At 69.7% G+C, this 20,467-nt stretch carries 21 protein-coding genes; 17 read left to right on the top strand and 4 right to left on the bottom strand.

Features of this window, described 5'->3' with window-relative positions; genetic code table 11:
* Window positions 1–5: 5 nt before the first annotated feature.
* From ACNI65_RS22970 to ACNI65_RS22950, 5 genes are all read left to right on the top strand, one after another.
* A complete protein-coding gene (locus ACNI65_RS22970; RefSeq protein ID WP_416759672.1) occupies window positions 6–1,688 on the top strand; it encodes a diguanylate cyclase domain-containing protein in 1,683 nt (560 codons plus the stop codon).
* A gap of 413 nt (window positions 1,689–2,101) precedes the next feature.
* On the top strand, window positions 2,102–4,198 hold the full coding sequence (locus ACNI65_RS22965; protein WP_416759670.1) for a TonB-dependent siderophore receptor: 2,097 nt from the start codon (window positions 2,102–2,104) through the stop codon (window positions 4,196–4,198).
* A 2-nt stretch (window positions 4,199–4,200) separates the two neighbouring features.
* Window positions 4,201–4,500 (top strand): DUF3649 domain-containing protein, encoded by a 300-nt coding sequence (locus ACNI65_RS22960; RefSeq protein ID WP_416759668.1) that lies wholly within the window; start codon window positions 4,201–4,203, stop codon window positions 4,498–4,500.
* 37 nt (window positions 4,501–4,537) lie between these two features.
* A complete protein-coding gene (locus ACNI65_RS22955; RefSeq protein ID WP_416759666.1) occupies window positions 4,538–6,166 on the top strand; it encodes a PepSY-associated TM helix domain-containing protein in 1,629 nt (542 codons plus the stop codon).
* On the top strand, window positions 6,166–6,510 hold the full coding sequence (locus ACNI65_RS22950) for a DUF3325 domain-containing protein (protein WP_416759665.1): 345 nt from the start codon (window positions 6,166–6,168) through the stop codon (window positions 6,508–6,510). The genes ACNI65_RS22955 and ACNI65_RS22950 overlap by 1 nt, the downstream gene beginning before the upstream one ends.
* Window positions 6,511–6,513: 3 nt before the next feature.
* Here ACNI65_RS22950 and ACNI65_RS22945 read toward each other — a convergent pair whose 3' ends face one another.
* The 3 genes from ACNI65_RS22945 to ACNI65_RS22935 form a co-directional block, all read right to left on the bottom strand.
* Window positions 6,514–7,701 (bottom strand): GGDEF domain-containing protein, encoded by a 1,188-nt coding sequence (locus ACNI65_RS22945; protein ID WP_416759663.1) that lies wholly within the window; start codon window positions 7,699–7,701, stop codon window positions 6,514–6,516.
* Window positions 7,698–8,852 (bottom strand): diguanylate cyclase, encoded by a 1,155-nt coding sequence (locus ACNI65_RS22940; protein ID WP_416759661.1) that lies wholly within the window; start codon window positions 8,850–8,852, stop codon window positions 7,698–7,700. The genes ACNI65_RS22945 and ACNI65_RS22940 overlap by 4 nt, the downstream gene beginning before the upstream one ends.
* A 184-nt stretch (window positions 8,853–9,036) precedes the next feature.
* Window positions 9,037–10,218, bottom strand: coding sequence for a septal ring lytic transglycosylase RlpA family protein (locus ACNI65_RS22935; protein ID WP_416759659.1), 1,182 nt, complete (start codon window positions 10,216–10,218; stop codon window positions 9,037–9,039).
* A gap of 99 nt (window positions 10,219–10,317) precedes the next feature.
* Between ACNI65_RS22935 and ACNI65_RS22930 the strand changes: the two genes are divergently transcribed.
* The 12 genes from ACNI65_RS22930 to ACNI65_RS22875 all read left to right on the top strand — a co-directional run bounded on the left by ACNI65_RS22930 (window position 10,318) and on the right by ACNI65_RS22875 (window position 19,638).
* A complete protein-coding gene (locus ACNI65_RS22930; protein ID WP_416759657.1) occupies window positions 10,318–11,016 on the top strand; it encodes a fumarylacetoacetate hydrolase family protein in 699 nt (232 codons plus the stop codon).
* A gap of 16 nt (window positions 11,017–11,032) precedes the next feature.
* Window positions 11,033–11,893 (top strand): carboxylating nicotinate-nucleotide diphosphorylase, encoded by an 861-nt coding sequence (nadC, locus tag ACNI65_RS22925; protein ID WP_416759655.1) that lies wholly within the window; start codon window positions 11,033–11,035, stop codon window positions 11,891–11,893.
* A gap of 43 nt (window positions 11,894–11,936) precedes the next feature.
* Window positions 11,937–12,575 carry a hypothetical protein gene (locus tag ACNI65_RS22920; protein ID WP_416759653.1) on the top strand — a complete coding sequence of 213 codons (639 nt, stop codon included), beginning with the start codon at window positions 11,937–11,939 and terminating at the stop codon, window positions 12,573–12,575.
* A 145-nt stretch (window positions 12,576–12,720) separates the two neighbouring features.
* On the top strand, window positions 12,721–13,509 hold the full coding sequence (locus ACNI65_RS22915) for a GntR family transcriptional regulator (RefSeq protein ID WP_416759652.1): 789 nt from the start codon (window positions 12,721–12,723) through the stop codon (window positions 13,507–13,509).
* Window positions 13,506–14,315: a transporter substrate-binding domain-containing protein gene (locus ACNI65_RS22910; RefSeq protein ID WP_416759651.1), complete on the top strand. Its 810-nt coding sequence runs from the start codon at window positions 13,506–13,508 to the stop codon at window positions 14,313–14,315. Before ACNI65_RS22915 ends, ACNI65_RS22910 begins: the two co-directional genes overlap by 4 nt.
* A 76-nt stretch (window positions 14,316–14,391) precedes the next feature.
* Window positions 14,392–15,126: an amino acid ABC transporter permease gene (locus ACNI65_RS22905; RefSeq protein WP_416759650.1), complete on the top strand. Its 735-nt coding sequence runs from the start codon at window positions 14,392–14,394 to the stop codon at window positions 15,124–15,126.
* Complete coding sequence (locus ACNI65_RS22900) at window positions 15,119–15,772, top strand: amino acid ABC transporter permease (protein ID WP_416759648.1); 654 nt, start codon at window positions 15,119–15,121, stop codon at window positions 15,770–15,772. Before ACNI65_RS22905 ends, ACNI65_RS22900 begins: the two co-directional genes overlap by 8 nt.
* Window positions 15,756–16,556 carry an amino acid ABC transporter ATP-binding protein gene (locus ACNI65_RS22895; RefSeq protein WP_416759646.1) on the top strand — a complete coding sequence of 267 codons (801 nt, stop codon included), beginning with the start codon at window positions 15,756–15,758 and terminating at the stop codon, window positions 16,554–16,556. Before ACNI65_RS22900 ends, ACNI65_RS22895 begins: the two co-directional genes overlap by 17 nt.
* A gap of 101 nt (window positions 16,557–16,657) precedes the next feature.
* Complete coding sequence (locus ACNI65_RS22890; RefSeq protein ID WP_416759644.1) at window positions 16,658–17,371, top strand: DUF433 domain-containing protein; 714 nt, start codon at window positions 16,658–16,660, stop codon at window positions 17,369–17,371.
* 96 nt (window positions 17,372–17,467) lie between these two features.
* Window positions 17,468–17,947, top strand: a complete 480-nt coding sequence (locus ACNI65_RS22885; protein WP_416759642.1) for a YybH family protein — start codon at window positions 17,468–17,470, stop codon at window positions 17,945–17,947.
* Window positions 17,947–18,732 carry a penicillin-insensitive murein endopeptidase gene (locus tag ACNI65_RS22880; RefSeq protein WP_416759640.1) on the top strand — a complete coding sequence of 262 codons (786 nt, stop codon included), beginning with the start codon at window positions 17,947–17,949 and terminating at the stop codon, window positions 18,730–18,732. Before ACNI65_RS22885 ends, ACNI65_RS22880 begins: the two co-directional genes overlap by 1 nt.
* Before the next feature lie 99 nt (window positions 18,733–18,831).
* Window positions 18,832–19,638 carry a tetratricopeptide repeat protein gene (locus ACNI65_RS22875; protein WP_416759638.1) on the top strand — a complete coding sequence of 269 codons (807 nt, stop codon included), beginning with the start codon at window positions 18,832–18,834 and terminating at the stop codon, window positions 19,636–19,638.
* A gap of 87 nt (window positions 19,639–19,725) precedes the next feature.
* Here the strand turns inward: ACNI65_RS22875 and ACNI65_RS22870 are convergent, their stop codons facing one another.
* Entirely contained in the window at window positions 19,726–20,460 is a 735-nt protein-coding gene (locus tag ACNI65_RS22870) for a peptidase (protein WP_416759636.1), read from the bottom strand.
* Window positions 20,461–20,467: the final 7 nt, after the last annotated feature.

Raw genomic sequence — 20,467 nt, 5'->3', positions numbered from 1 at the left:
GCCGGATGTTTCCGAGTGGTGATGCCCCTTCCGACCCGATCTCCCCCGCAGCGCTCGACGGCGTGCCGTTGAGCGAGCTGCTGGATCGCGCCCGCCTCGCGCAACAGCAGGCGCGGCTCGAGGACGGGCTCGCGCTGGCCGATGCCGTCTGGGATCGCGCCGATGCCGAGGGCTTCATCAACGAGCAGGCCGAGGCCGGCAAGCTGCGCAGCTTCTTCCGGCTGCGCATGGGCGACCTGCCCGGCATGCTCGACGCGGGCGAACGCGCGCTGCGCCTGATGCGCTCGCTGGGCACCAGCCCCGCCACCTGCGAGCTGTTGCGCTGGATGAGCCTCGCCGCCTGCGAGCTCGGCGCCTACGAGCAGGGCCTGGCCTGCGCGCACGAGGCCCTCAAGCTGGCCGGAGAGCTCAACGACCCGCGGCTGCACGCGGTCGCGCTCAACGGACTGGGCGCGTGTTTCGAGCGCATGGGCGACCCCTGGCAGGCCGAACGCCTGATGAGCGAGGCCGCCGGGCTGCTGCGCGCCAACCCCACGCCCTACGAGCGCGTGGTGACGCTCACCAACCTGTGCACGGTCGCGCTGGGCGCGCATCACCTGCAACGCGACGGCGCCGCCCCGCAAGAAGCCAACCGCACGCTGGAGCGCGCGCTGGAGCTCGCGCGCGAGGCCCGGCCGTTCTCGCTGCAACTGGGCGACCGCTACGGCATCGCGCTGACCGCGTCCAACTTCGGCGAGACCTTGCTGCTGATGGGCCGCCTGGACGAGGCCGAGCCGCTGCTGCTCGAGGCGCGCGCCGAAAGCGAGCGCGCCGGTTTCCGGCTGCTGGACTGGCGGCTGCGCTGCATGCTCGCGGAGCTGCATCTGGCGCGAGGTCAGTCGACCGCGGCCTGGCAGCAGCTGCAGGACCTGCGCGAGGAGACCGAGCGCGCCACCGCGCTGGGCGCCGCGTCCGCGCCCGATGCCGACGCGCCGCATCCGCACGAGGTGCCGCTGTTCCTGCGTCTGCGCCTGCACCACGCGAGCTACCGCGCGGCCAAGGCGCTGGCCCTGCTCGGCCCGGCGCTGTTCCACCTGGAGCAGGCCCGCACGCTGGAGCGCCGCCGCGCGGTGTCGCAGCTGACGGCCCAGTCGCAGTACTTCGTCTCGCGCATGGAAGCCGAATTCGCCGCGGATCCCGCCGGGGCCGCCGCGCGCGACGCGGCCGAGTTCAAGGACCCGCTGACCGGCCTGGGCAATCGCCGCTGCATGGAAGCTCGGCTGCCGCCGATGCTCCGCGCGGCGGAGCAGGAAGGCCGACCGCTGACCGTCGCGCTGATCGACGCCGACGGTCTGCGCAACATCAACGAGCGCCACGGCCATGAGATCGGGGATCGCGTGCTGCAGGAGCTCGCCCAGCTGCTGCGCGAGAACACGCGCGGCTCGGACCTGCTGCTGCGCTGGAGCGGCGAGGAGTTCCTCGTCGTGTTCCCCGACACCGTCGCCGATCGCGGCTTCGAGGTCTGCGAACGCATCCGCGCCAGCGTCTCCGTGCATCCATGGAGCGAGCTGGCGCCGGGCCTGGACGTGACGCTCAGCATGGGCCTGGCCAGCGCCCCGCCGTACGCGACGGACCTGCTGGTCGCGCGGGCCAACGCGGCCGTCGAGCGCGCCAAACACCTGGGCCGCAACCGCGTCGCGCTGGCCTGAACGCCGAAGCGCGGCGACGTGGTCGCATCGAAGACCGCACGGGGTGGCAGGTTTTGCCTGAAACCCCACACCGTCTGTTTCTACAATGAGAACAGTTCTCATCTGGCGGGTAAATCACCGCCGATGAGCGTTCCGCCGGCAGCGCCGCGTCGCGATCCAGAAGATCCGCGCGTGACCGCCGCCCACGTGCCAGCCTGATCCCACGCTCCTCCGCGCCCCGCAACGCCTGTTGCGCGCGTCGCGCGATGCCGGAGCCCCCGGACCCGCGAGCCTCCCATCCATCTCCCCACCGGGGCCGGTGCGCTTGCGCTCGCCGGTACGCGGGCCCGTCCCCACGGGCGGCCCGCGCGTTGCTGCTCTTTCACATGTTCCGTTCAGTCCGTTCCCCCGTCGCGGCCGCTGTCGCGTTTCTGTTGTCCACCGTCGCCGTCGCGCAATCCGATTCCCCGTCCGATGCGCGCGCCGTGTCCGAGCTGGACCGCGTCACCATCAGCGCCGCGCGCAAGAAGCTCGAGGGCGCGAGCACGCGCCTGCCGCTGACCGCGCGCGAGACGCCGCAGTCGATGAGCAGCCTCGACGCGAGCCGGATCGAGAGCGAGACGCTGATCAGCATCAATGACGTGATGCAGACCATCACCGGCGTCAACGTGTCCTTCTACGACACGCAGCGCCCGCTGTACTTCGCGCGCGGTTTCCAGATCACCGACTTCCAGATCGACGGCGTGCCGACCTACAGCAGCAGCACGCAGCAGGAGTACGACACCGTCTTCTACTCGCGCATCGACGTCGTGCGCGGCGCCAACGGCCTGACGACCGGCGCGGGCATCCCGTCGGCGACGGTGAACATGGTGCGCAAGCGCCCCGAGAAGACCTTCTCCGCCTACGGCGGCCTGGTGATGGGCAGCGACGCCTTCCACCGCGTGGAGACCGACGTCAACACGCCGCTGACGCGCGACGGCCGCGTGCGCGCGCGCTTCATCGCGTCGGCCCAGGAACGCGACGGCTTCCGCGATCGCCACAGCGAGACCAAGACCGCGTTCATGGCCACCGTCGAGGCCGACCTCACCTCGAGCACCACGCTGACGCTGGGTTATCAGGACCAGAACAACGTGCCCAAGGGCGCGATCTGGGGCACGATCCCGCGCTTCGCGTCAGACGGCTCGCTGGCCGGACTGCCGCGTGAGACGAGCTTCTCGCCCGCGTGGGCGCGCTGGTCGCGCCAGAACGGCACGTTCTACGCGCAGCTCGAGCAGAAGCTCGGCGACGACTGGACGCTCAAGGCCATCGCCAATCACAGCGAGGGCAACACCTTCCGCCTGACCACCTACGCCAGCGGCTACGCGAGTCCGACGACCGGCGCGGGCCTGCGCCTGCTGGCCGCGGTGGGCAAGAGCTGGGACCGCCGCGACAGCCTCGATCTCTACGCCTCGGGCACGGTCGAGCTCTTCGGCCGCAAGCACGATCTCGTGATCGGCGCCAACGGCGTGAAGACCACGACCGTCACGCCGACGCTGACCGGTGTCGCCAACTGGAGCTACGCGATCCCCGACATCCGCACCTGGGATGGCTCCGCGCCCGCGCCGACCTACACCGCCACCGGCGCCAAGCGCGTGGCCGAGACCGAGCAGAGCGGGATCTTCGCGATGGGCCGCTGGAAGCTGCTGGAGCCGCTCGCGCTGGTGACCGGCGCGCGGCTGAGCCAATGGAAGACCGGCACCGACGCGTACAACACGACCGGCGCCTTCACCGGCCGCAGCGGCAACTTCAAGGTCACGGACGAGGTCTCGCCATATGTGGGCGTGGTCTATGACGTGACGGACGCGGTGTCGCTCTACGCGAGCTACACCGATCTCTTCAAGCCGCAGAACTACAAGGACAAGAACGACCAGCTGCTCGCGCCGATCCGCGGCAGCAACACCGAGGTCGGCATCAAGGGAGAGTTCCTGGACAAGCGGCTCGCCGTGTCGGCCGCGATCTTCGAGGCCAAGCAGGACAACTTCGCGGTGCGCGACTCGTCGGTGGGCGAGGGCACGCTGCCCGACGGCAGCTCCGCCTACATCGGTGTGAACGGCACGAAGACCAAGGGCTTTGAAGTCGACATCGGCGGGCAGCTCGCCCCCGGCTGGACGATCAACGCGGGTTACGCCAACACGCGCATCACGCGCAACGCGCTGGACCTGATCTACGCGAACCTGCCGCGCCACACGCTGCAGATCAACACCAGCTACCGGCTGCGCGGCGGCTGGGAGCGGCTCACCGTCGGCGCGGGCCTGAACGCGCAGAGCTCGGTCTCGGGATTCGGCATCCCGCATCCGACGCTGGGCACGGTCACCGTGACGCAGGGTGCCTACGTGCTGCTGAACCTGAACGCCAACTACCAGCTCAACGAGCGCTTCAGCCTGGGCCTGTCGGTGCGCAACGCGCTGGACAAGACCTACTGGGCCAACCTGGACTACCCCAACTACGCCGACCCGCGCAGCGTGATGCTGAGCGTGCGCGGCCGCTTCTGAGCATGGCCGCGCTCACCTGGCGTTATCGCTGGGCCGTGGCCTCGCGCGCGCTCGCGGCGCTGGGGGGCGGCTATCTGCTGGCCTCGGCGCTTGCCGCCGCGGTCGGCGCGCACCTGCAGCCGCTGCTCTCCGACAGCCGCTCCGAGGCCGCCGTGGCCGGCGTGATGCTGGGCTTCGTCGCCTATGCGATCGCGTTCATGACCGCCTTCGCCACGCGCAACGCCTGGCGTGCCTGGGCCGGGGTGCTCGGACCCGCGCTGGCGCTCGGCGCCACCGTGCTCGTGCCGCGCTGGCTGGGCTGAGCGGCGCGCACGACACGTTTTCCGGAAAGGAACACCGATGAGACCCGACGGCGCACGCGAGGGCTTCCGCCAGGCGATGGCCTGGTTGCACACCTGGACCGGTCTGGTGCTGGGCTGGTTGCTGTTCGCGATCTTCCTGGCGGGGACCTTCGCGTTCTTCAAGCAGGAGCTCAACCTGTGGAGCCGGCCCGAGCTGCACGCGCTGCCGCCGGCCGGCCCGCTGAGCGCGTCGCAGCTGGCGCGCGCCGAGCACACGATGCAGACGATCGCGCCGAAGGCGACGAGCTGGCGCATCACCGCGCAGGACGAGCGCCGCCCGCAGGCCTCGGTGTTCTATCGCGAGGCGCCGGCCAAGCCCGGCGAGCGCGCGCGTTTCGTGCAGCGCTGGTTTGATCCCGCGACTGGTGAGGCGGTCAGCACCCGCACGACCTTCGGCGCCGGGGAGTACTTCTATCGCTTCCACTTCGAACTGCGCTCGGCGCAGCAGAGCAAGTGGATCCTGGAGGGCCGCTGGGCCGTGGGCCTGGCGACGCTGCTGATGCTGGTGGCGCTGCTGACCGGGGTCGTCACGCATCGGCGGATCTTCAAGGACTTCTTCACCTTCCGGCCCAAGGCCAAGGCGGCGCAGCGCTCGTGGCTGGACGCGCACAACGTGTGCGGCGTGCTCGCGTTGCCCTTCTACCTGGTCATCACCTTCAGCGGCTTGATGACGATGCACAGCCAGTACCTGCCCGCGGGCATCGCGGCGGCGTACGGCGCGCAGGCCGCGGCGTACTTCGGCGAGCTCAGCGGCGACGGCGTGCCCCGGGCGCGCATGCGCGACGGCGAGGCGCAGACGCCCTTGCCGACGATTGGCGAGGCCGGTTGGGCCACGCTGCTGCGCGACGTCCGCCAGCGCATGCCCGATGGCCGCATCGAAGGCATCGGCCTGCAGCGCGAGGGCGCGCGCACCGTGATCGAGGTGCTGCCCAACGACGGCGACCGCCTGCAGTACCGCGGCCCGCGGCTGTTCTACGACGCCTCGACGCTCGCGCTGATTCGCCAGGCCGACAACGACCGGCCCGCGGCCAAGACCTATGGCGTGCTCTACGGGTTGCATGTCGCGCGTTTCGCTGATCTGCCGCTGCGCTTCGTGATGGTGGGCCTGGGCCTGCTGGGCACCGCGATGATCGCCACGGGGCTGGTGCTCTGGAGCGTGAAACGACGCGCGGACGCGGAGCGCAAGAAGGTCGCGATCGGTGTCGGACACAAGCTCGTCGATGCGATGAACATCGGCGCGATCGCCGGCCTGCCGATCGCGATGGCGGCCTTCTGCCACGCGACGCGCTGGCTGCCGCTGGAGATGGCGGAGCGGCCCGACGCGGAGATCAAGGTGTTCTACGGTGTGCTGGCGCTGGGCTTCCTGGCCGCGGCGCTCGGTGCGCGCTGGCGGCATCTGTTCACCGCGGGCGCGCTCGCGTGGGCGGCGCTGCCGGTGATGGACATCGTCGGCGGCTGGCCGTTCTGGCAGGCAGGCGCGACGGTGCAGGCGGTCAACGGCGGGTTCGTCGTCGTGGCCACGCTGCAGGCCGTGCTGGCGTGGCGCTGCAAGCCGGGCGCGGCGCCGCTGTCGTTGAGGAAGAAACCGCCGAGCCCCGTGGGCGTGGCGCGGACGGAGGGCGCGTGATGGAGCTGCTGCATCCGATGCTGTGCTCGTTCACCGCCTTCGCGGCCTTGTGCCTGGCAATGGAGCGCCACCATGAGGACGCGCTGGCGCATGCGCCCAGCGCGCGGCGCGTGCGGCGCCTGCGCGTGGTGGCCGGGCTGGCCTTCCTGGCGTCGTGGTGGACGGTGCTGCCGCGCGTCGACTACGGCATCGCTTGGACGATGTGGACCTTCCAGCTGACAGCGGGCGGCTTCGCGGTCGTGGCCCTCGCGACCTGGTGGCCCCGGCGCCTGCCCGCCGCCGCGGTCGCCGTCGGCGCCGCGTCGGTGATGCTGCTGCCCTTGAACGCGCCGGTGTGGCGCTAGGCCTCACGGGCGCGTCGCCGGCTCCAGCTCCACCGCCTGCACCACGTTGCGTCCCTGCGCCTTGGCGCGGTACAGCGCCTGATCGGCGCGTTTGAGCACCTCGGCCGCCGAGTCGTCCACCGAGGCCGACTCGGCGATGCCGAAGCTCGCGGTCAGGCCCCAGGCCTGGCCTTCCCACGCGAACGGATGCGCCGCGAGCAGCGCCCGCATGCGCTCGGCCACCAGCGCCGCGCCGGCGATGCCGGTGTGGGGCAGCAGCACGCAGAACTCCTCCCCGCCCAGCCGCGCGAGCTGATCCACCTCGCGCAGGCACGGGCGCACCACGGCCACCAGCGCCTTCAGCGCCGCGTCGCCGGCCGCGTGACCGAGCGTGTCGTTGAGCTGCTTGAAGCGGTCCATGTCCAGCAGCACCAGCGCATACCCCAGGCCGCGCATCTGCCGTGAATGCTCCAGGTCCACCGCCTCGGACAGCGCGCGCCGGTTGAGCGCGTCGGTCAGCGGGTCGCGCTCGGTCAGCCGGCGGATCTCCAGCACCAGCTTCATCAGCAGCAGGAAGGCGATCCACCCGTTGATCAGCAGCGCCAGCACCAGCGAGGCCCACAACCACGCGATGTTGAACGCGTTGGCCGCGTCGATGTCGTCGGTGCGTCCGGGCGCGAGCAGCGCCTCCGCCGGCCGCGCCAGCAGCAGCAGCCCCACGATGACCAGCGGCGAGGCCAGCACCAGCGCCGCTCGCGCATTCAGCCCGCGCGCGCGCATCAGCCGCCACGCGTCGAGCGCCGACAGCAGCGCCAACGCGCCCATGCCGCCGTACAGCAGCAGCTTGTGCGGCAGCGACTCCGGCCCGCCGGTCAGCGTCGAGATCACCACCCCGACGACGACGACCGCCACGAACACGGAGCGCCACGGCGCGGGCCGCTCGCCGATCAGCGGCACCGCCAGCCGCACCAGGCCGAACGCGAGCAGCGACAACAGGTCTGACCACCAGGCGTGCGTCGAGGACACCAGCCCGAGCGCCTCATGCACGAGGAACGAGGCGCCCAGCGCCGCGTTCGCGCCGGCCAGGCTCGCGCACGCCCACGGCGACTCGCGCAGCCCGCCGGCGATCATGAGCCAGACCACCGCGGCGATGCTGAACAACACCACGAGGGAGGCGATCAGCGTGACGGGATCGGTGGGCGGCAGGTTCATGCGAACTCCGCCTCGCCCGCGGCGCGCAGCACGCGATTGCGGCCGCGCGCCTTGGCCGCGTACATGGCCGCGTCGGCGCGGGTCAGCGCGTCCTGCCCCTTGCTGTCGCCGGCGCGCATCGTGGCCACGCCGAAGCTCGCGCTGATCGGCCAGAGCTTGTCGCCCCAGGCCAGCGGTTGCTTCTGAAGCAGATCGCGCAGGCGCTCGGCCACGAGCATCGCGCCATCGAGGTCGGTGTCGGGCAACAGCACGGCGAATTCCTCGCCGCCCAGGCGCCCGAAGCAGTCGGTGTCGCGCAGGGTCTCGCCCAGGACCCGCGAGAGGTGCTGGAGCGCGGCATCGCCGCCCGCATGGCCGAGCTCGTCGTTGATGCGCTTGAAATGGTCGACGTCCAGCACCAGCACGGCATTGGGCCGGCCGCGCTCGGTCTTGGCCTGGAGCCGGGCGAGGTGCTCCTCCAGCGCGCGGCGGTTGAGCAGGCCGGTGAGCGCGTCGCGCCGGGTGAGGTGGCGCACGCGGGCGATCAGCCGCTGCATCACCAGCGCGACCAGTCCGGTCGCGATCGCCAGGTCCACGATCAGCCGCAGCATGGCCAGCGGCGCGTTCGCGCCCAGGCCCGCGAGGTTGAAGCCCGGTGGCACCCAGCCCAGCAGCCCGGCGGTGCGCCAGAAGCAGCCCGCGGCGAGCACGCCGTAGGGCAGCACGAGCACGGTCGTGAGCCGCCCGCGGAAACCCGCGCCGACGGCGACGTCCCACGCCGCCATCAGCGCGAGCGCGCCTCCCGCGATGTTGGAGACGGCGCGCGCCGTGGACAGGTCCGGGTCGCCGGCGGTGAAGGCCGTCGCGACGAGCCCGAAGGCGACGATGGCGACGATGTCCCAGGCCTCGTAGCGCACGCGGGTCAGGCCGCGCACGCCGGCGGTGAGCAGTCCCGCGGAGATCACGTCCAGCGGCAGCGCGACCAGGCGCTCCATCGATTCGGGCAGGGCGGGCCACCAGGCCAGCGCGCACAGGCCGTGGTAGGCCGACAGGCGCCGGGCCGCGCGCGGCGCGATGCGCAGACCCTCGCCCAGCGCGAGCCAGACGACGCACGCGACGACATCGATCACGGCGATCACCATCAGCAGCGTGGCGGCGTCCAGCGGCGGCATGCGGGTCATCATCGCAGGGCGATGACGGGCACACAATCGCGCCCCGTCACCGGCCCCGGCTTCCTTTCATCGGGGAAAGGACGCCGGCCGACGCCCCGGCCGGCAGGGGCAATCGGCGTGCGGGTCGAGGTCGGTCAGATTGACCGGTCGGGTCTTGGTCCGACGCGCGCGGCGGCGGTGCGCCTCAGCGGCGCTCGACCAGCACCGGCGTGAGCGACATGGCTGTGCGGACGCGGTCGGCCGCGGCGCGGGCGTCCTCGCGCGAGGCGAAGGGACCGGCCTGCAGCCGGTGCAGGTTCTTGTCCTTGAAGATGGTGAGCATGGGCGCGAGCTCCTCCATGCCGCGTGTGAACTGCTCGCGCAGCTGCTCGGCGCCTTCCAGCCGCGAGAACGCGCCGAACTGCAGCCAGAAGCCCTGCGCGGCGGCGAGCTTGATGGTGGGCACCGGGGCCTGCGGGTCCGCCGCGGCGATGGCGCCCGCCGTGGCCGTGGCCATCGCGTCGGCCTTGGACTGGCCGGGTGGCGGCAGGTCGCTCCCCGGGGGCAGGGCGGTGATGGGGATGGGCGTCATGCGCGCCGCCGCTGTCGTCGCGGTCGTCGCGGGTACGCTCACCGGCGCGGGCAGCGGCACCTGCGCCGCGACCGGGGTGACCGGCGGACGGAGCTGCGCGGTGGTCGTCAGGTCGGGGGCGCCGCTGGGCGTGGCGGCCGCGAAGACGGGGGTGTCGGGGGCGACCTTGGGATCGGGCGAGAGCGTGTCGCGGTCGCGCGTCCAGGCACCGGTGCGGATGTCCTCGTAGGTGATGCGTTCGATCTCGACCGGCGCCACGCCGTTGAGCACGTCCAGCTTGAGCGCGGCGGTGTAGCTCAGGTCGATGATGCGGCCCTTGTGGAACGGACCCCGGTCGTTGATGCGCACGATGATCTCGCGGCCGTTCTTCGGGTTGCGCACGCGGGCGTAGCTCGGGATCGGGATGGTCGCGTGCGCCGCGGTCATCGCGTACATGTTGTAGATCTCGCCGCTGGAGGTCGGCTTGCCGTGGAACTTGCGGCCGTACCAGGACGCCAGCCCCTTCTGCACCAGCGGCTTGTCGTCGGCGATGGGCTCGTAGCGCTCGCCCAGCACCTCGTAGGGCTTGTTGGGACCGCCCTTGCGGATGGATTCCAGCTTCGGGGCGGCGTCGGGCACCTTCTGCAGGTCGGACGGGACGACGGCCTCGGGGCCGTCGCGGTCGGGCCAGGAGGACACTTTGGGACCGCCCGGCGAGGGGCGGCTGGGGGTGGGACCACGGCTGGCACAGGCGGCCAGGATCAGGGCACACGTCAGGACGGCCAGGCGCTGGCCGGCGGGGCGGGCTTCAAACATGGGCGCAACCCTAGCAATGCGGCGCCGATTTGCCAAGGTTATGCTCCGCGATCGCTTCTTCCCTTTCACGATCGTTTCGATCGTTACGTCCGCACCGTCATGAGCACCTACCTCTTCCCCCCAGCGCCCCAGGCCGCGGTGGCCGTGCGCGGCACCGACGCGCTGTATGCCGTCAGCCGCATCTTCTGCGTGGGCCGCAACTACGCCGCCCACGCCCGCGAGATGGGCAGCGATCCGGACCGCGAGCCGCCGTTCTACTTCACCAAGCCGGCCAGCGCGCTGGCGCCCTCGGGCGGCACGATCCCCTACGCGCCGGGCACGAAGAACCTGCATTACGAGATGGAGCTGGTCGTGGCGATCGGCAAGCCGGTCTTCAAGGCCACGCCCGAGCAGGCTGCTGACGCGGTCTGGGGCTACGGCGCCGGGTTGGACATGACCCGTCGCGACCTGCAGAACGAGGCCAAGGCCATCGGCCGTCCTTGGGACCTGGGCAAGGGCTTCGAGCATTCGGCCGTCATCACGCCGTTGGTGCCGCGTTCGGAGCAGGGCGATCTGAGCCAGGGCGCGATCACGCTGGCCGTGAACGGTGTCGAGAAGCAGCGCGGCGACCTGTCGGACATGATCTGGAGCATTCCGGAGCTGGTGGCCAACCTGTCGCAGTTCTATCACCTGGAGCCGGGCGACCTGATCTACACGGGCACGCCCGAGGGCGTGGGTCCGGTCAAGCCGGGCGATGTGATCACCGGGGTCATCGAGGGCTTCGGCGAGTTGTCGATCACGATCGGCGACGCCGAGTAACTGCAAGACCGCGACGATGTTCGACCACAACGAGACCCTGGACGAGGCCCGCGCGCGCAACATCCGCGATGCGCTGTTCGAGGACATCGGCATCAGCGACTGGACCGCGCGGCTGGTGCCGGCGGACCGGCGCGTGAAGGCGCATGTGCGCGTGCGCGAAGCGGCGGTGCTGTGCGGCCGGGACTGGTTCGAGGGCGTGTTCCTGGCGCTGGACGGGTCGTCGCGGATCGAGTGGCTGTACGACGAGGGCGCCGACATGGCCGCCGACACGATCGTGTGCCGGATCGAGGCGGACGGGCGCTCGCTGCTGTCGGCGGAGCGTCCGGCGCTGAACTTCCTGCAGCTGCTGTCGGGCACGGCGACGACGACGCGGGCCCATGCGCGCGCGATCGAGGGCGCGAGCCCCAACCCGCGCGGCTGCGCGGTGCTGGACACGCGCAAGACGCTGCCCGGATTGCGGCTGGCGCAGAAGTACGCGGTGCGCGTGGGCGGCGGCGCGAATCAGCGCCTGGCGCTGTACGACGGGATCCTGATCAAGGAGAACCACATCGCCGCGGCCGGTGGTGTGACGCAGGCCTTGCAGCAGGCGCAGGCCTTGAATGCGGGTGTCACGATCCAGGTCGAGGTGGAGACGATCGAGCAACTGCGCGAGGCGCTGGCGGCGGGCGCGGTGAGCGTGCTGCTGGACAACTTCAGCGAGCCGATGATGCGCGAGGCGGTGGCGATTGCCGGAGGGCGAGCGCTGCTGGAGGTGTCGGGCGGGGTGGCGATCGACCAGCTGCGCTGGATCGCCGCGACGGGCGTCGACCGCATCTCGGTCGGCCGCCTGACCAAGGACGCCAAGGCGGTTGATTACTCCATGCGAGTGGACGACTGAGCTCGGTAGGAAAACCAGCCTCCCACACTGATCGGCGCCATTTATGGCGCCGAACTTCTTTCTGACACTGCATGTCTTCTCAACGAAGGAATCAGCAATGTCAGCGAGTGAGACTTCATTTCCGACCGACTTCATTGGTCGACGGCTTGCACTCGTCAGGGATCTGAGGGAGCGCTTCCTTGACGAACAAGATCACGAGCGGCCAGCAATCCTGGATGCCATCGGGTGCAACCTCTGGCTCTTCGGGCCGGACTTCGACGCCCGCCCATTCAAGTCTGATGAGCGGATCACTGTCGAGGGCTCCAGTTGCTTCTCGCCCCCTCCGCAGCGGCTGACTGAATCTTCGACGTGGTCGCAGGTCTGTGTCGACTTCCGTGCCTTGAGGCGGTCCAATCCGTATGACAGCGACTACGGGGTCTCGCAACTGGTGATCGTGGCGATTCCGCCATTCGATTCCTGCTCCGGCCACCAGGAGCACTCGATGATCTGGCAATGCGCCAAGCACCTCCGCCTGAAAGGGCGCATCAGGGAGGACGCGCGCGTCACGGGCTTCATCTTGAGCCACCTCTTCGAGCCCTATGAACACGAAAGCTCGCAGTACGGGGGGCATACCTCGGTCCAGCCGCGATACATCCACATGATGCTGGATGCGGCAGAGCATCGGCTGAGCCACATGCGCTGATCGGCGGGCACCGCCCCAGTGCCCGCCACACCAAGCTTGTGCGCAAGGACGGTGCACGATCGTCGCCAAGACTTGCATACAAGACAGATGAGCCTGTGATCACCGGCGACACGGGCGCTGGCACGGAAGCTGCAAAGCCCCATGCATGGGCACCACCGCCACCGACATCAGCCAGCGCATCATCGACGCCGTGCTCGCGCAGAAGCTGGCACCCGGCACGCGTCTGGGAGAGCAGCAGCTCGCGCTGCTCTTCGATTGCAGCAGGACCATCGTCCGCGAGGCCCTCACCCGATTGGCCGCTCGCGGCATCGTCACCGTCAGCGCGCGCCGCGGCTGGTACCTGATCGCGCCCTCCCGCGACGAGGCCCGCGAGGCCTTCGAGGCCCGCCGCGTCATCGAGCTCGGCCTCATCCGCGGCCGTCGACCGCTCGATAAACCCGCGCTCACGCGCCTCAGGAAACACCTCGCGCAGGAGAAGGCCGCGCTGCGCGGCGATGACGTCGGCGCGCGCAGCTTCCTGCTCGGCGACTTCCACGTCTGCCTCGCTGAATGCCTCGGCAACAGCCTGCTCGCCGACACGCTGCGCGACTACACCGCCCGCACCACCTTGATCGCGATGCTCTACCAGTCCTCGCACGACGCAGCACAGTCCTGCCAGGAGCACGTCGCCATCGTGGCCGCGCTCGAGGCCGGCGATGCCGCCCGCGCCGAGGCGCTGATGGCCGAGCACCTCGCCAGCGTGCAGGCCGGGCTGCAGCTCCAGACCCCGACCGACGACCCGCTGCATCAATTGCGGCAGGCGCTCACCCCGCTGCCGACCGCCGCGGCCTCCGTTTCCACCGCGCCGAAATCGACGCGCGCGCGCACCGCTCGCGCCGCGGCCCTGTCGGACACCCCGGATCCCGCCCCCGCCTACCTAGGAGCCTTGTTATGAGCCACGCCGTCCGTTCCTCCGTCCGCGCGCTGCCGCGCCGTCTGCTGCTGGCCGCCGGCCTGGGCCTGCTCGCGCTGGGTGCCCAGGCGCAGACCGCGCTGGACACGATCACGAAGACCAAGACCATCAAGATCGCGATTCCGACCGACTACCCGCCCTACGGCTTCGTCGGTCCCGACATGAAGCCCCAAGGCCTGGACGTCGCGATGGCCGAGCTCATCGCGGCCAAGCTCGGCGTGAAGGTCGAGCTGGTGCCGGTCACCAGCGCCAACCGCATCCCCTACCTGCAGACGAAGAAGGCGGACCTCGTCATCTCCACGCTCGGCAAGAACCCGGAACGCGAGAAGGTGATCGCGTTCAGCTCGGCCTACGCGCCGTTCTATCAGGCCGTCTTCGCACCCAAGGCGCTGCCGATCAAGAGCTTCGCGGACCTCGCCGGCAAGACCGTCGCCGTGACGCGCGGCGCGATGGAGGACCAGGAGCTCGCGAAGGTCGCGCCGTCGTCGCTGGAGTTCAAGCGCTTCGAGGACAACAACGCCACCATCGCCGCGTTCGCCGCCGGACAGACGCAGGTGCTCGCCACCAGCGCCGCCGTCGCCGGCAACCTGATGCAGCGTCAGCCCGGCCTGAACATCGAATACAAGCTGCTGCTCAAGGACAGCCCGTGCTTCGTCGGTGTGGCCAAGGGCGAGGACGCGCTGCTGGCCAAGGTCAACGCGATCATCGCGGCGGCCAAGCAGGCGGGCGAGCTCGAGGCGCTGTCGAAGAAGTGGCTGGGACGCGGCGCGGGCGAGCTGCCGCTCTGATCGCCGTTACCGCTGTCCATCGGCCATCCCGGCCATCCCGGCCCTTGCCGACCCTGCCGCGCTCCTGGAGCCGCCCATGATCGACTTCGACTTCGGAGCCGTCCTCGCCGAATGGCCGCTGCTGTTGCGCGGTGTGGCCTGGACGGTGGGCCTGACGCTGGTGGCCGTGCCCATCGGGCTGGGCATCGCTACGCTGGGGGCGTGGTCGCGTGCCTGCGGTCCGGCGTGGTTGCGCCGGCTGGTCGGCGCGTACGTCGAGCTGCTGCGCAACACGCCGTTCATCGTGCAGCTGTTCTTCGTGTTCTTCGGCCTGCCGTCGCTGGGCGTGAAGCTGTCGCCCGAGGCCGCCTCGCTGATCGCGATGACGCTGAACCTGGGCGCCTACGGCACCGAGATCCTGCGCGCCGGCATCCAGGCCGCGCCCAAGGGCCAGTGGGAAGCGGCGCAGAGCCTGGCGCTCGGGCCGACGCAGGTCTTCACCCGCGTGATCCTGCCGCCGGCCTTCAAGCGCGTGTGGCCCGCGATGACCAGCCAGATCGTGATCGTGATGCTGGGCTCGGCGGTGTGCGGGCAGATCTCCACCGAGGAGCTCAGCTACGCCGCCAACCTGATCCAGAGCCGCAACTTCCGCGCCTTCGAGGCCTTCATCATCGCGACGCTGATCTACCTCGCGCTGTCGATGCTGGCGCGACGCGCGTTGCTGTGGGCCGGCCCGCGCTGGTTCTTCGGCGGCGCGAGCCTGCCGGTGCGTCCACCGCTGTGGCGCCGCATGACCAGTGCCGGTGCCGGCGCGGGAGCCTCGCATGATTGAGTTCACCCTCTGGGACATCGTGCGCAATCTCGGGCTGGCGGCCCGCTGGACGGTCGCGCTGTCGCTGATCGCCTTCGTCGGCGGCGGGTTGGTCGGCGGCCTGCTGCTGTGCCTGCGGTTGGGGCTGGGCCGCAAGACGCAGCGCCTGATCGGCGCCTACATCGCGCTGTTCCAGGGCACGCCGCTGCTGATGCAGCTCTTCCTCGCGTACTTCGGCCTGGCGCTGCTGGGCATCGAGGTGTCGGCCTGGACGGCGGCGTCGCTGGCGCTGACGCTCTACACGAGCGCCTATTTGGTGGAGATCTGGCGGGGCTGCGTCGAGGCGGTGCCGCGTGGGCAGTGGGAGGCCGCGCGCAGCCTGGCGATGAGTTTCGGCGAGCAGCTGCGGCACGTGATCCTGCCGCAGGCCGCGCGCCTGGCGATCGCGCCGACGGTGGGTTTCCTGGTCCAGGTGATCAAGGGCACCGCGCTGGCCTCGGTGATCGGCTTCGTGGAGCTGACCAAGGCGGGCGGCATGATCGCCAACGCGAGCTTCAAGCCTTTCCTGGTCTTCGGCTGCGTGGCCCTGTTCTATTTCGCGCTGTGCTTCCCCGTGAGCCTGGCCGCCCAACATCTGGAAAGGAAACAGCATGGCCGTGCTGCCTGAGCCTGTCGCCGTCGATGCACCGACGGCCCGCACCGTGGCCGCGCCCGGTGTGCCGATCGTGCGCATCACCGCGCTGCGCAAGTCCTATGGGACGAACGAGGTGCTCAAGGGCATCGACCTGGACGTGATGCGCGGCGAGGTGATCGCGCTGATCGGCAAGAGCGGCTCGGGCAAGAGCACGCTGCTGCGATGCATCAACGGGCTGGAGCGATTCCAGGAGGGATCGCTGCGCGTGGCCGACAAGCCACTGCTGCACGACAGCGCGATGGCGATGCGCGCGCTTCGGCAGCAGGTCGGCATGATCTTCCAGAGCTTCAACCTGTTCCCGCACTTGAGCGTGGGCCGCAACGTGATGCTGGCGCCGACGCTGGTGAAGCGGCGCTCGGACCGGGAGGCCGCGGAGCAGGCGCGGGCGCTGCTGGCGCGCGTTGGGCTGGCGGAGAAGTTTGATGCGATGCCCGATCAGCTGTCGGGCGGTCAACAGCAGCGCGTGGCGATCGCGCGGGCGCTGGCGATGGAGCCGCAGGTGCTGTTGTGCGACGAGATCACGTCGGCGCTGGATCCCGAGCTGGTGGGTGAGGTGCTGCGGGTGGTGGAGTCGCTGGCGGAAGAGGGCATGACGCTGCTGATGGTCACGCACGAGATGAACTTCGCGCGCAAGGTGGCGGACAGGGTGATCTTCATGCATCAGGGACGCGTGCACGAGATCGGCCCGCCGGCGGATCTGTTCGGGTCGCCGCGGACGCCGGAACTGAAGCAGTTCCTGAAGTCGCTGGACGATTGATCTCCTGCTGAAGGGGGCGCCCGAAAGGGGCGTGTGGTCGCGGCAACATCCCCGCCGCGGCTCTTCGGCGAGCGGGCGAAGCGTTCCTAAACTGCTTCGTCATGAGCCAACGTCATTCCCTCATCGGTACCGGTCTTTACAGCATTGGTCGCGCCGCCCAACTGGTGGGCGCGGACCTGCGCAGCGCGCGCCGCTGGCTGAAGGGCTATTCGCGCAAGACCAGGAATGGAACGACGACGTCCGCGCCGCTCTGGCTGCTGCAGTACTGGGACGATGAGGAGATCGGTGACGACCACGTGCTGGGATTCAAGGACCTGATGGAGTTGCGCGTGGTGACGCGCTTCATCAAGCAGGGTGTGCCATTGCAAACGGTGCGGGCGACGATCGCGATCGCGATCGCGACGGAGACGCTCGGCCGCTATCCGTTGCAGTCGAAGCGCTTTCTCAGCGATGGGAAGCGCATCTTCATGGATGCGATCGAGGGCTCGGGCCAGCGCGGCAAGCTGCTGGATGTGCGGGGCCGCCAGTTCGTCTTCGGCAGCGTGATCCGGCCGTCGCTCTTCGACGATGTCGAGTTCGATGCGAATGGCGATTCGTTGCGATGGTTCCCGGTGCCGAAGAAGCGGCTGATCGTGGTCGACCCCAATCGGCAGTTCGGGCAGTCGATCATCCGTCGGACCGGCGTTCCCACCGACACCATCTACGACTCATTTGTCGCCGAGAAGGGCGATCTCGACTTCGTTTCCAGGTTGTGGCGATCGACCCCGCAAGAGGTGCTGGCCGCCGTGCATTTCGAGCGCAAGGTCGCGGCGTGAAAGTGCTCTTCGACAACAACCTGTCCGCTCGCCAGCTGGCTCCGTGTCGGCAGAGCGCGCATGGATAGACTCCGGTCCATCTGAAAAGGGGAGCACATGCCCAACCGCCGCTCGACGCTTCGATCCGCTCTCGCGCTGACTGCTGGCGCGTGGGTGGGGTCTTCAATGGCCGCATCGACCGCCACCAGACCCGTGCCCGCAGACGCGGCGTCCGCGGTTCGTGAGGCCGAAATCGCCTTCGCCGCCACCATGGCCAAGCGCGACTTCAAGGCCTTCGCGGAGTTCGTCGCGGAGGACGCGGTCTTCATCAACGGCAACAAGCCGATGCGCGGCCGCGCCGCGGTGCTCGCCGAGTGGAAGCGATTCTTCGAGGGCGCCGAGGCCCCGTTCTCCTGGACGCCTGACCTGGTCGTGGCGCTGCCCGACGGCCAGCTCGCTTATTCGACCGGGCCCGTGCATGTGAAGGGCAAGCTCGTCGCGCGCTTCGCGTCGACCTGGCGCCGAGATGCCGATGGCCGTTGGCGTGTCGTCTTCGACAACGGCAGCGATGTCTGCGATTGCAAGGGCAGCGCCTGATGCCGTTGGATCTGGATCTGCGACTGGATCGTCAGTCGTCGGCGCTGGAGGGTGCGGGCCTGCGGATGTCGATGGGCATCGTGCCCGCTGCCTTTGCCGCTGCCGTTGCCGCTGCCGCGGTCTTTCCGGCGACCGGCTGGGCGGCCGAGAGTCGCTGCTTCGGCACCGTCGCCCGAGGCAGCATCACCGACAGCGTGCGTCTGCCGATGAGCGGCCCCAACTTCTCCGCGTACAGCACGATGGCCGCCGGCATCGGCCGCACGCATGTGCACTCGACGGTGGCGCGCATCGTCGTCGACAGCTACCGGGCGATGGAGACCTCGCTGCCCGGCACGGTCTTCGTCTATGGCGAGACCGGCCTGTCGGAGGGCGGCCGATTCAAGCCCCATCGCACCCATCAGAACGGCACGTCGGTGGACTTCTTCGTCCCGGTGCGGGATCCCAAGGACCGCTCGGTGCCGTTGCCCACACCGATCACGCAGCGCTTCGGCTACGACATCGACTTCGATGCCAACGCGCGGCATGGCGAGTACCGCATCGACTTCGAGGCCATCGGCGAGCACCTCTACCAACTCGATGCGGCGTCGAAGGCGGCGGGCACCGGCATCACGCAGGTCATCTTTGATCGCGCCTACCTGCCCCGACTCTTCGCGACGAAGCGAGGCCCCTGGATCGAGCAGCACATCCGCTTCATGCGCACGACGCCCTGGGTGCGACATGACGAGCATTACCACGTCGATTTCGCGATCCGCTGCGAGCCGCAACGCGCGGTCAAGCCGAGCTGAGAGCGCTGCGCGGCGCGCTGGCCGTGGGCATGTCCCAAGGGCTTGCCGGTGCTCGCTCGGCTAGCATCCGCCGGACAAGACATCGCCTGGGAGGGCACCATGAGGACTCGACTTCGACGCCTGGCCGCGACATCGATCGGAGGCGTCGCGCTACTCTCGGCGGGCATCGCCCTCGCGCAGGATGCTGGATCCCCCGCGAAGGACTCGACCGCCCGCGCCGCCTCGGCCCCGGCCGAGACCGCCTCACCTGCCGAGATCGAGGCCCGCAAGCAGCGCGAAGCCGCGCAGCGGATCCGGCTTGACGCCGGTTATCTGTCCATCAGCTCGCGGCGCTTCGTTGACGCCGAGCGCCAGTTCGCCGACCTCGTCAGCGAGATCGAGGCCGAACCCCGCAAGCCGGATACCGATTACTACTGCGCCCTGTCCCAGGCCGAAACCCTGACCTACCTGCTCAAGGCCGCCGCCAACCCGCAGAGCAAACGCGACGCGGTGGTGCTGTCGTCCGTGCTTTGCCAGGCCATGTACGGGCGCGCCTACGCGCTCGTCGAGCTGCGCCGCATCCCCGAGGCCCGAGACACGCTCGAGCGGCTGCTGCGCATGGCGCCCTACAACGCGCAGTTCCTCATCGAGTATGGCAACCTGCTGTCACGCCTCCGCGAGCCCGCCAAGGCGCTGCCGCTGTTCAAGCTCGCCGAGGACAACGCCAGCCTGATGCCCGAAGGATCGCAGGCCACCTGGGTCGCCACCGCGCTGCGCAGCCAGGGTTACGCGCTCGTGGAACTCGGCCGGCTCGACGAGGCCGAGGCGGCCTATGTGAAGTCGCTGCAGTCCGCGCCCGGTCATCGCGGCGCGCTCGCCGAGATCGAATACATCCGCGGCCGCAAGAACGGCACGGTCAAGCCCTGAGCGGCAGCGGCACCGGAAGCGGCACCGGAAGCGGCACCGGACGAGGTGCCGGACAAGGTGCCGGACAAGATGCCGATCGCGGCTCGCTCACGCGAACCAGTCGTCGTCCGGCAGCTGCTCGAAGACGCGCTTCAAGCCGCCGCCCCAGCCCTGGCTGACCTTCACGAAGTAGGGATCGTCCTTGGTCACGCGGTGCGGCTCGGCCGGCGCGAAGCTGTCGGTCTTGTACAGCAGCACGTCGATCGGCAGCCCCACCGACAGGTTGCTGCGGATCGTCGAGTCGAACGAGATCAGCGCGCACTTGGTGGCCTCGGCCAGCGAGCTGTCGAAATCGATCACGCGGTCGATGATCGGCTTGCCGTACTTGGACTCGCCGATCTGCAGGTAGGGCGTGTCCTCGGTGGCCTCGATGAAGTTGCCCTGCGGATAGACGTGGAAGATCCGGGGCGCCTCGCCGCGGATCTGCCCGCCGACGATGAAGTTCGCGCCGAAATCCACGCCCTGGTTCAGCTGTCCCGGTCCGTCGCTGTCTCGCGCGACCACTTCCTTGAGCGTCTTGCCCACCAGCTCGGCCACGTCGTACATCGACGTCAGGCTCATCAGGTGCTGTCCCACGCCCGCCGAGCGCTGACGCAGCAGGCTCACCACGCTCTGCGTCGTCGCCAGGTTGCCCGCATTGAGCAGCGTGATCAGGCGCTCGCCCGGCTGCTCGAACAGATTCATCTTGCGGAAGGTGGCGATGTGATCCACACCCGCGTTCGTGCGCGAATCCGACGCGAACAGCAGGCCGGCGCGCAGCCGCATGGCAACACAGTAAGTCATGGACGGA

Source organism: Roseateles sp. So40a (genome assembly GCF_048081605.1).
GTDB lineage: Bacteria > Pseudomonadota > Gammaproteobacteria > Burkholderiales > Burkholderiaceae_C > Roseateles.
This window is presented reverse-complemented; position numbering and strand designations above follow the sequence as displayed.

Bases quoted from the DNA above. Each gene is read 5' to 3' on its own strand.
- ACNI65_RS22970 (WP_416759672.1), top strand. From the start codon at position 6: ATGTTTCCGAGTGGTGATGCCCCTTCCGACCCGATCTCCCCCGCAGCG.
- ACNI65_RS22960 (WP_416759668.1), top strand. From the start codon at position 4,201: ATGGCCGCGCTCACCTGGCGTTATCGCTGGGCCGTGGCCTCGCGCGCG.
- ACNI65_RS22955 (WP_416759666.1), top strand. From the start codon at position 4,538: ATGAGACCCGACGGCGCACGCGAGGGCTTCCGCCAGGCGATGGCCTGG.
- ACNI65_RS22950 (WP_416759665.1), top strand. From the start codon at position 6,166: ATGGAGCTGCTGCATCCGATGCTGTGCTCGTTCACCGCCTTCGCGGCC.
- ACNI65_RS22945 (WP_416759663.1), bottom strand. From the start codon at position 7,701: ATGAACCTGCCGCCCACCGATCCCGTCACGCTGATCGCCTCCCTCGTG.
- ACNI65_RS22940 (WP_416759661.1), bottom strand. From the start codon at position 8,852: ATGCCGCCGCTGGACGCCGCCACGCTGCTGATGGTGATCGCCGTGATC.
- ACNI65_RS22935 (WP_416759659.1), bottom strand. From the start codon at position 10,218: ATGTTTGAAGCCCGCCCCGCCGGCCAGCGCCTGGCCGTCCTGACGTGT.
- ACNI65_RS22930 (WP_416759657.1), top strand. From the start codon at position 10,318: ATGAGCACCTACCTCTTCCCCCCAGCGCCCCAGGCCGCGGTGGCCGTG.
- nadC (WP_416759655.1), top strand. From the start codon at position 11,033: ATGTTCGACCACAACGAGACCCTGGACGAGGCCCGCGCGCGCAACATC.
- ACNI65_RS22920 (WP_416759653.1), top strand. From the start codon at position 11,937: ATGGCGCCGAACTTCTTTCTGACACTGCATGTCTTCTCAACGAAGGAA.
- ACNI65_RS22915 (WP_416759652.1), top strand. From the start codon at position 12,721: ATGGGCACCACCGCCACCGACATCAGCCAGCGCATCATCGACGCCGTG.
- ACNI65_RS22910 (WP_416759651.1), top strand. From the start codon at position 13,506: ATGAGCCACGCCGTCCGTTCCTCCGTCCGCGCGCTGCCGCGCCGTCTG.
- ACNI65_RS22905 (WP_416759650.1), top strand. From the start codon at position 14,392: ATGATCGACTTCGACTTCGGAGCCGTCCTCGCCGAATGGCCGCTGCTG.
- ACNI65_RS22900 (WP_416759648.1), top strand. From the start codon at position 15,119: ATGATTGAGTTCACCCTCTGGGACATCGTGCGCAATCTCGGGCTGGCG.
- ACNI65_RS22895 (WP_416759646.1), top strand. From the start codon at position 15,756: ATGGCCGTGCTGCCTGAGCCTGTCGCCGTCGATGCACCGACGGCCCGC.
- ACNI65_RS22890 (WP_416759644.1), top strand. From the start codon at position 16,658: ATGAGCCAACGTCATTCCCTCATCGGTACCGGTCTTTACAGCATTGGT.
- ACNI65_RS22885 (WP_416759642.1), top strand. From the start codon at position 17,468: ATGCCCAACCGCCGCTCGACGCTTCGATCCGCTCTCGCGCTGACTGCT.
- ACNI65_RS22880 (WP_416759640.1), top strand. From the start codon at position 17,947: ATGCCGTTGGATCTGGATCTGCGACTGGATCGTCAGTCGTCGGCGCTG.
- ACNI65_RS22875 (WP_416759638.1), top strand. From the start codon at position 18,832: ATGAGGACTCGACTTCGACGCCTGGCCGCGACATCGATCGGAGGCGTC.
- ACNI65_RS22870 (WP_416759636.1), bottom strand. From the start codon at position 20,460: ATGACTTACTGTGTTGCCATGCGGCTGCGCGCCGGCCTGCTGTTCGCG.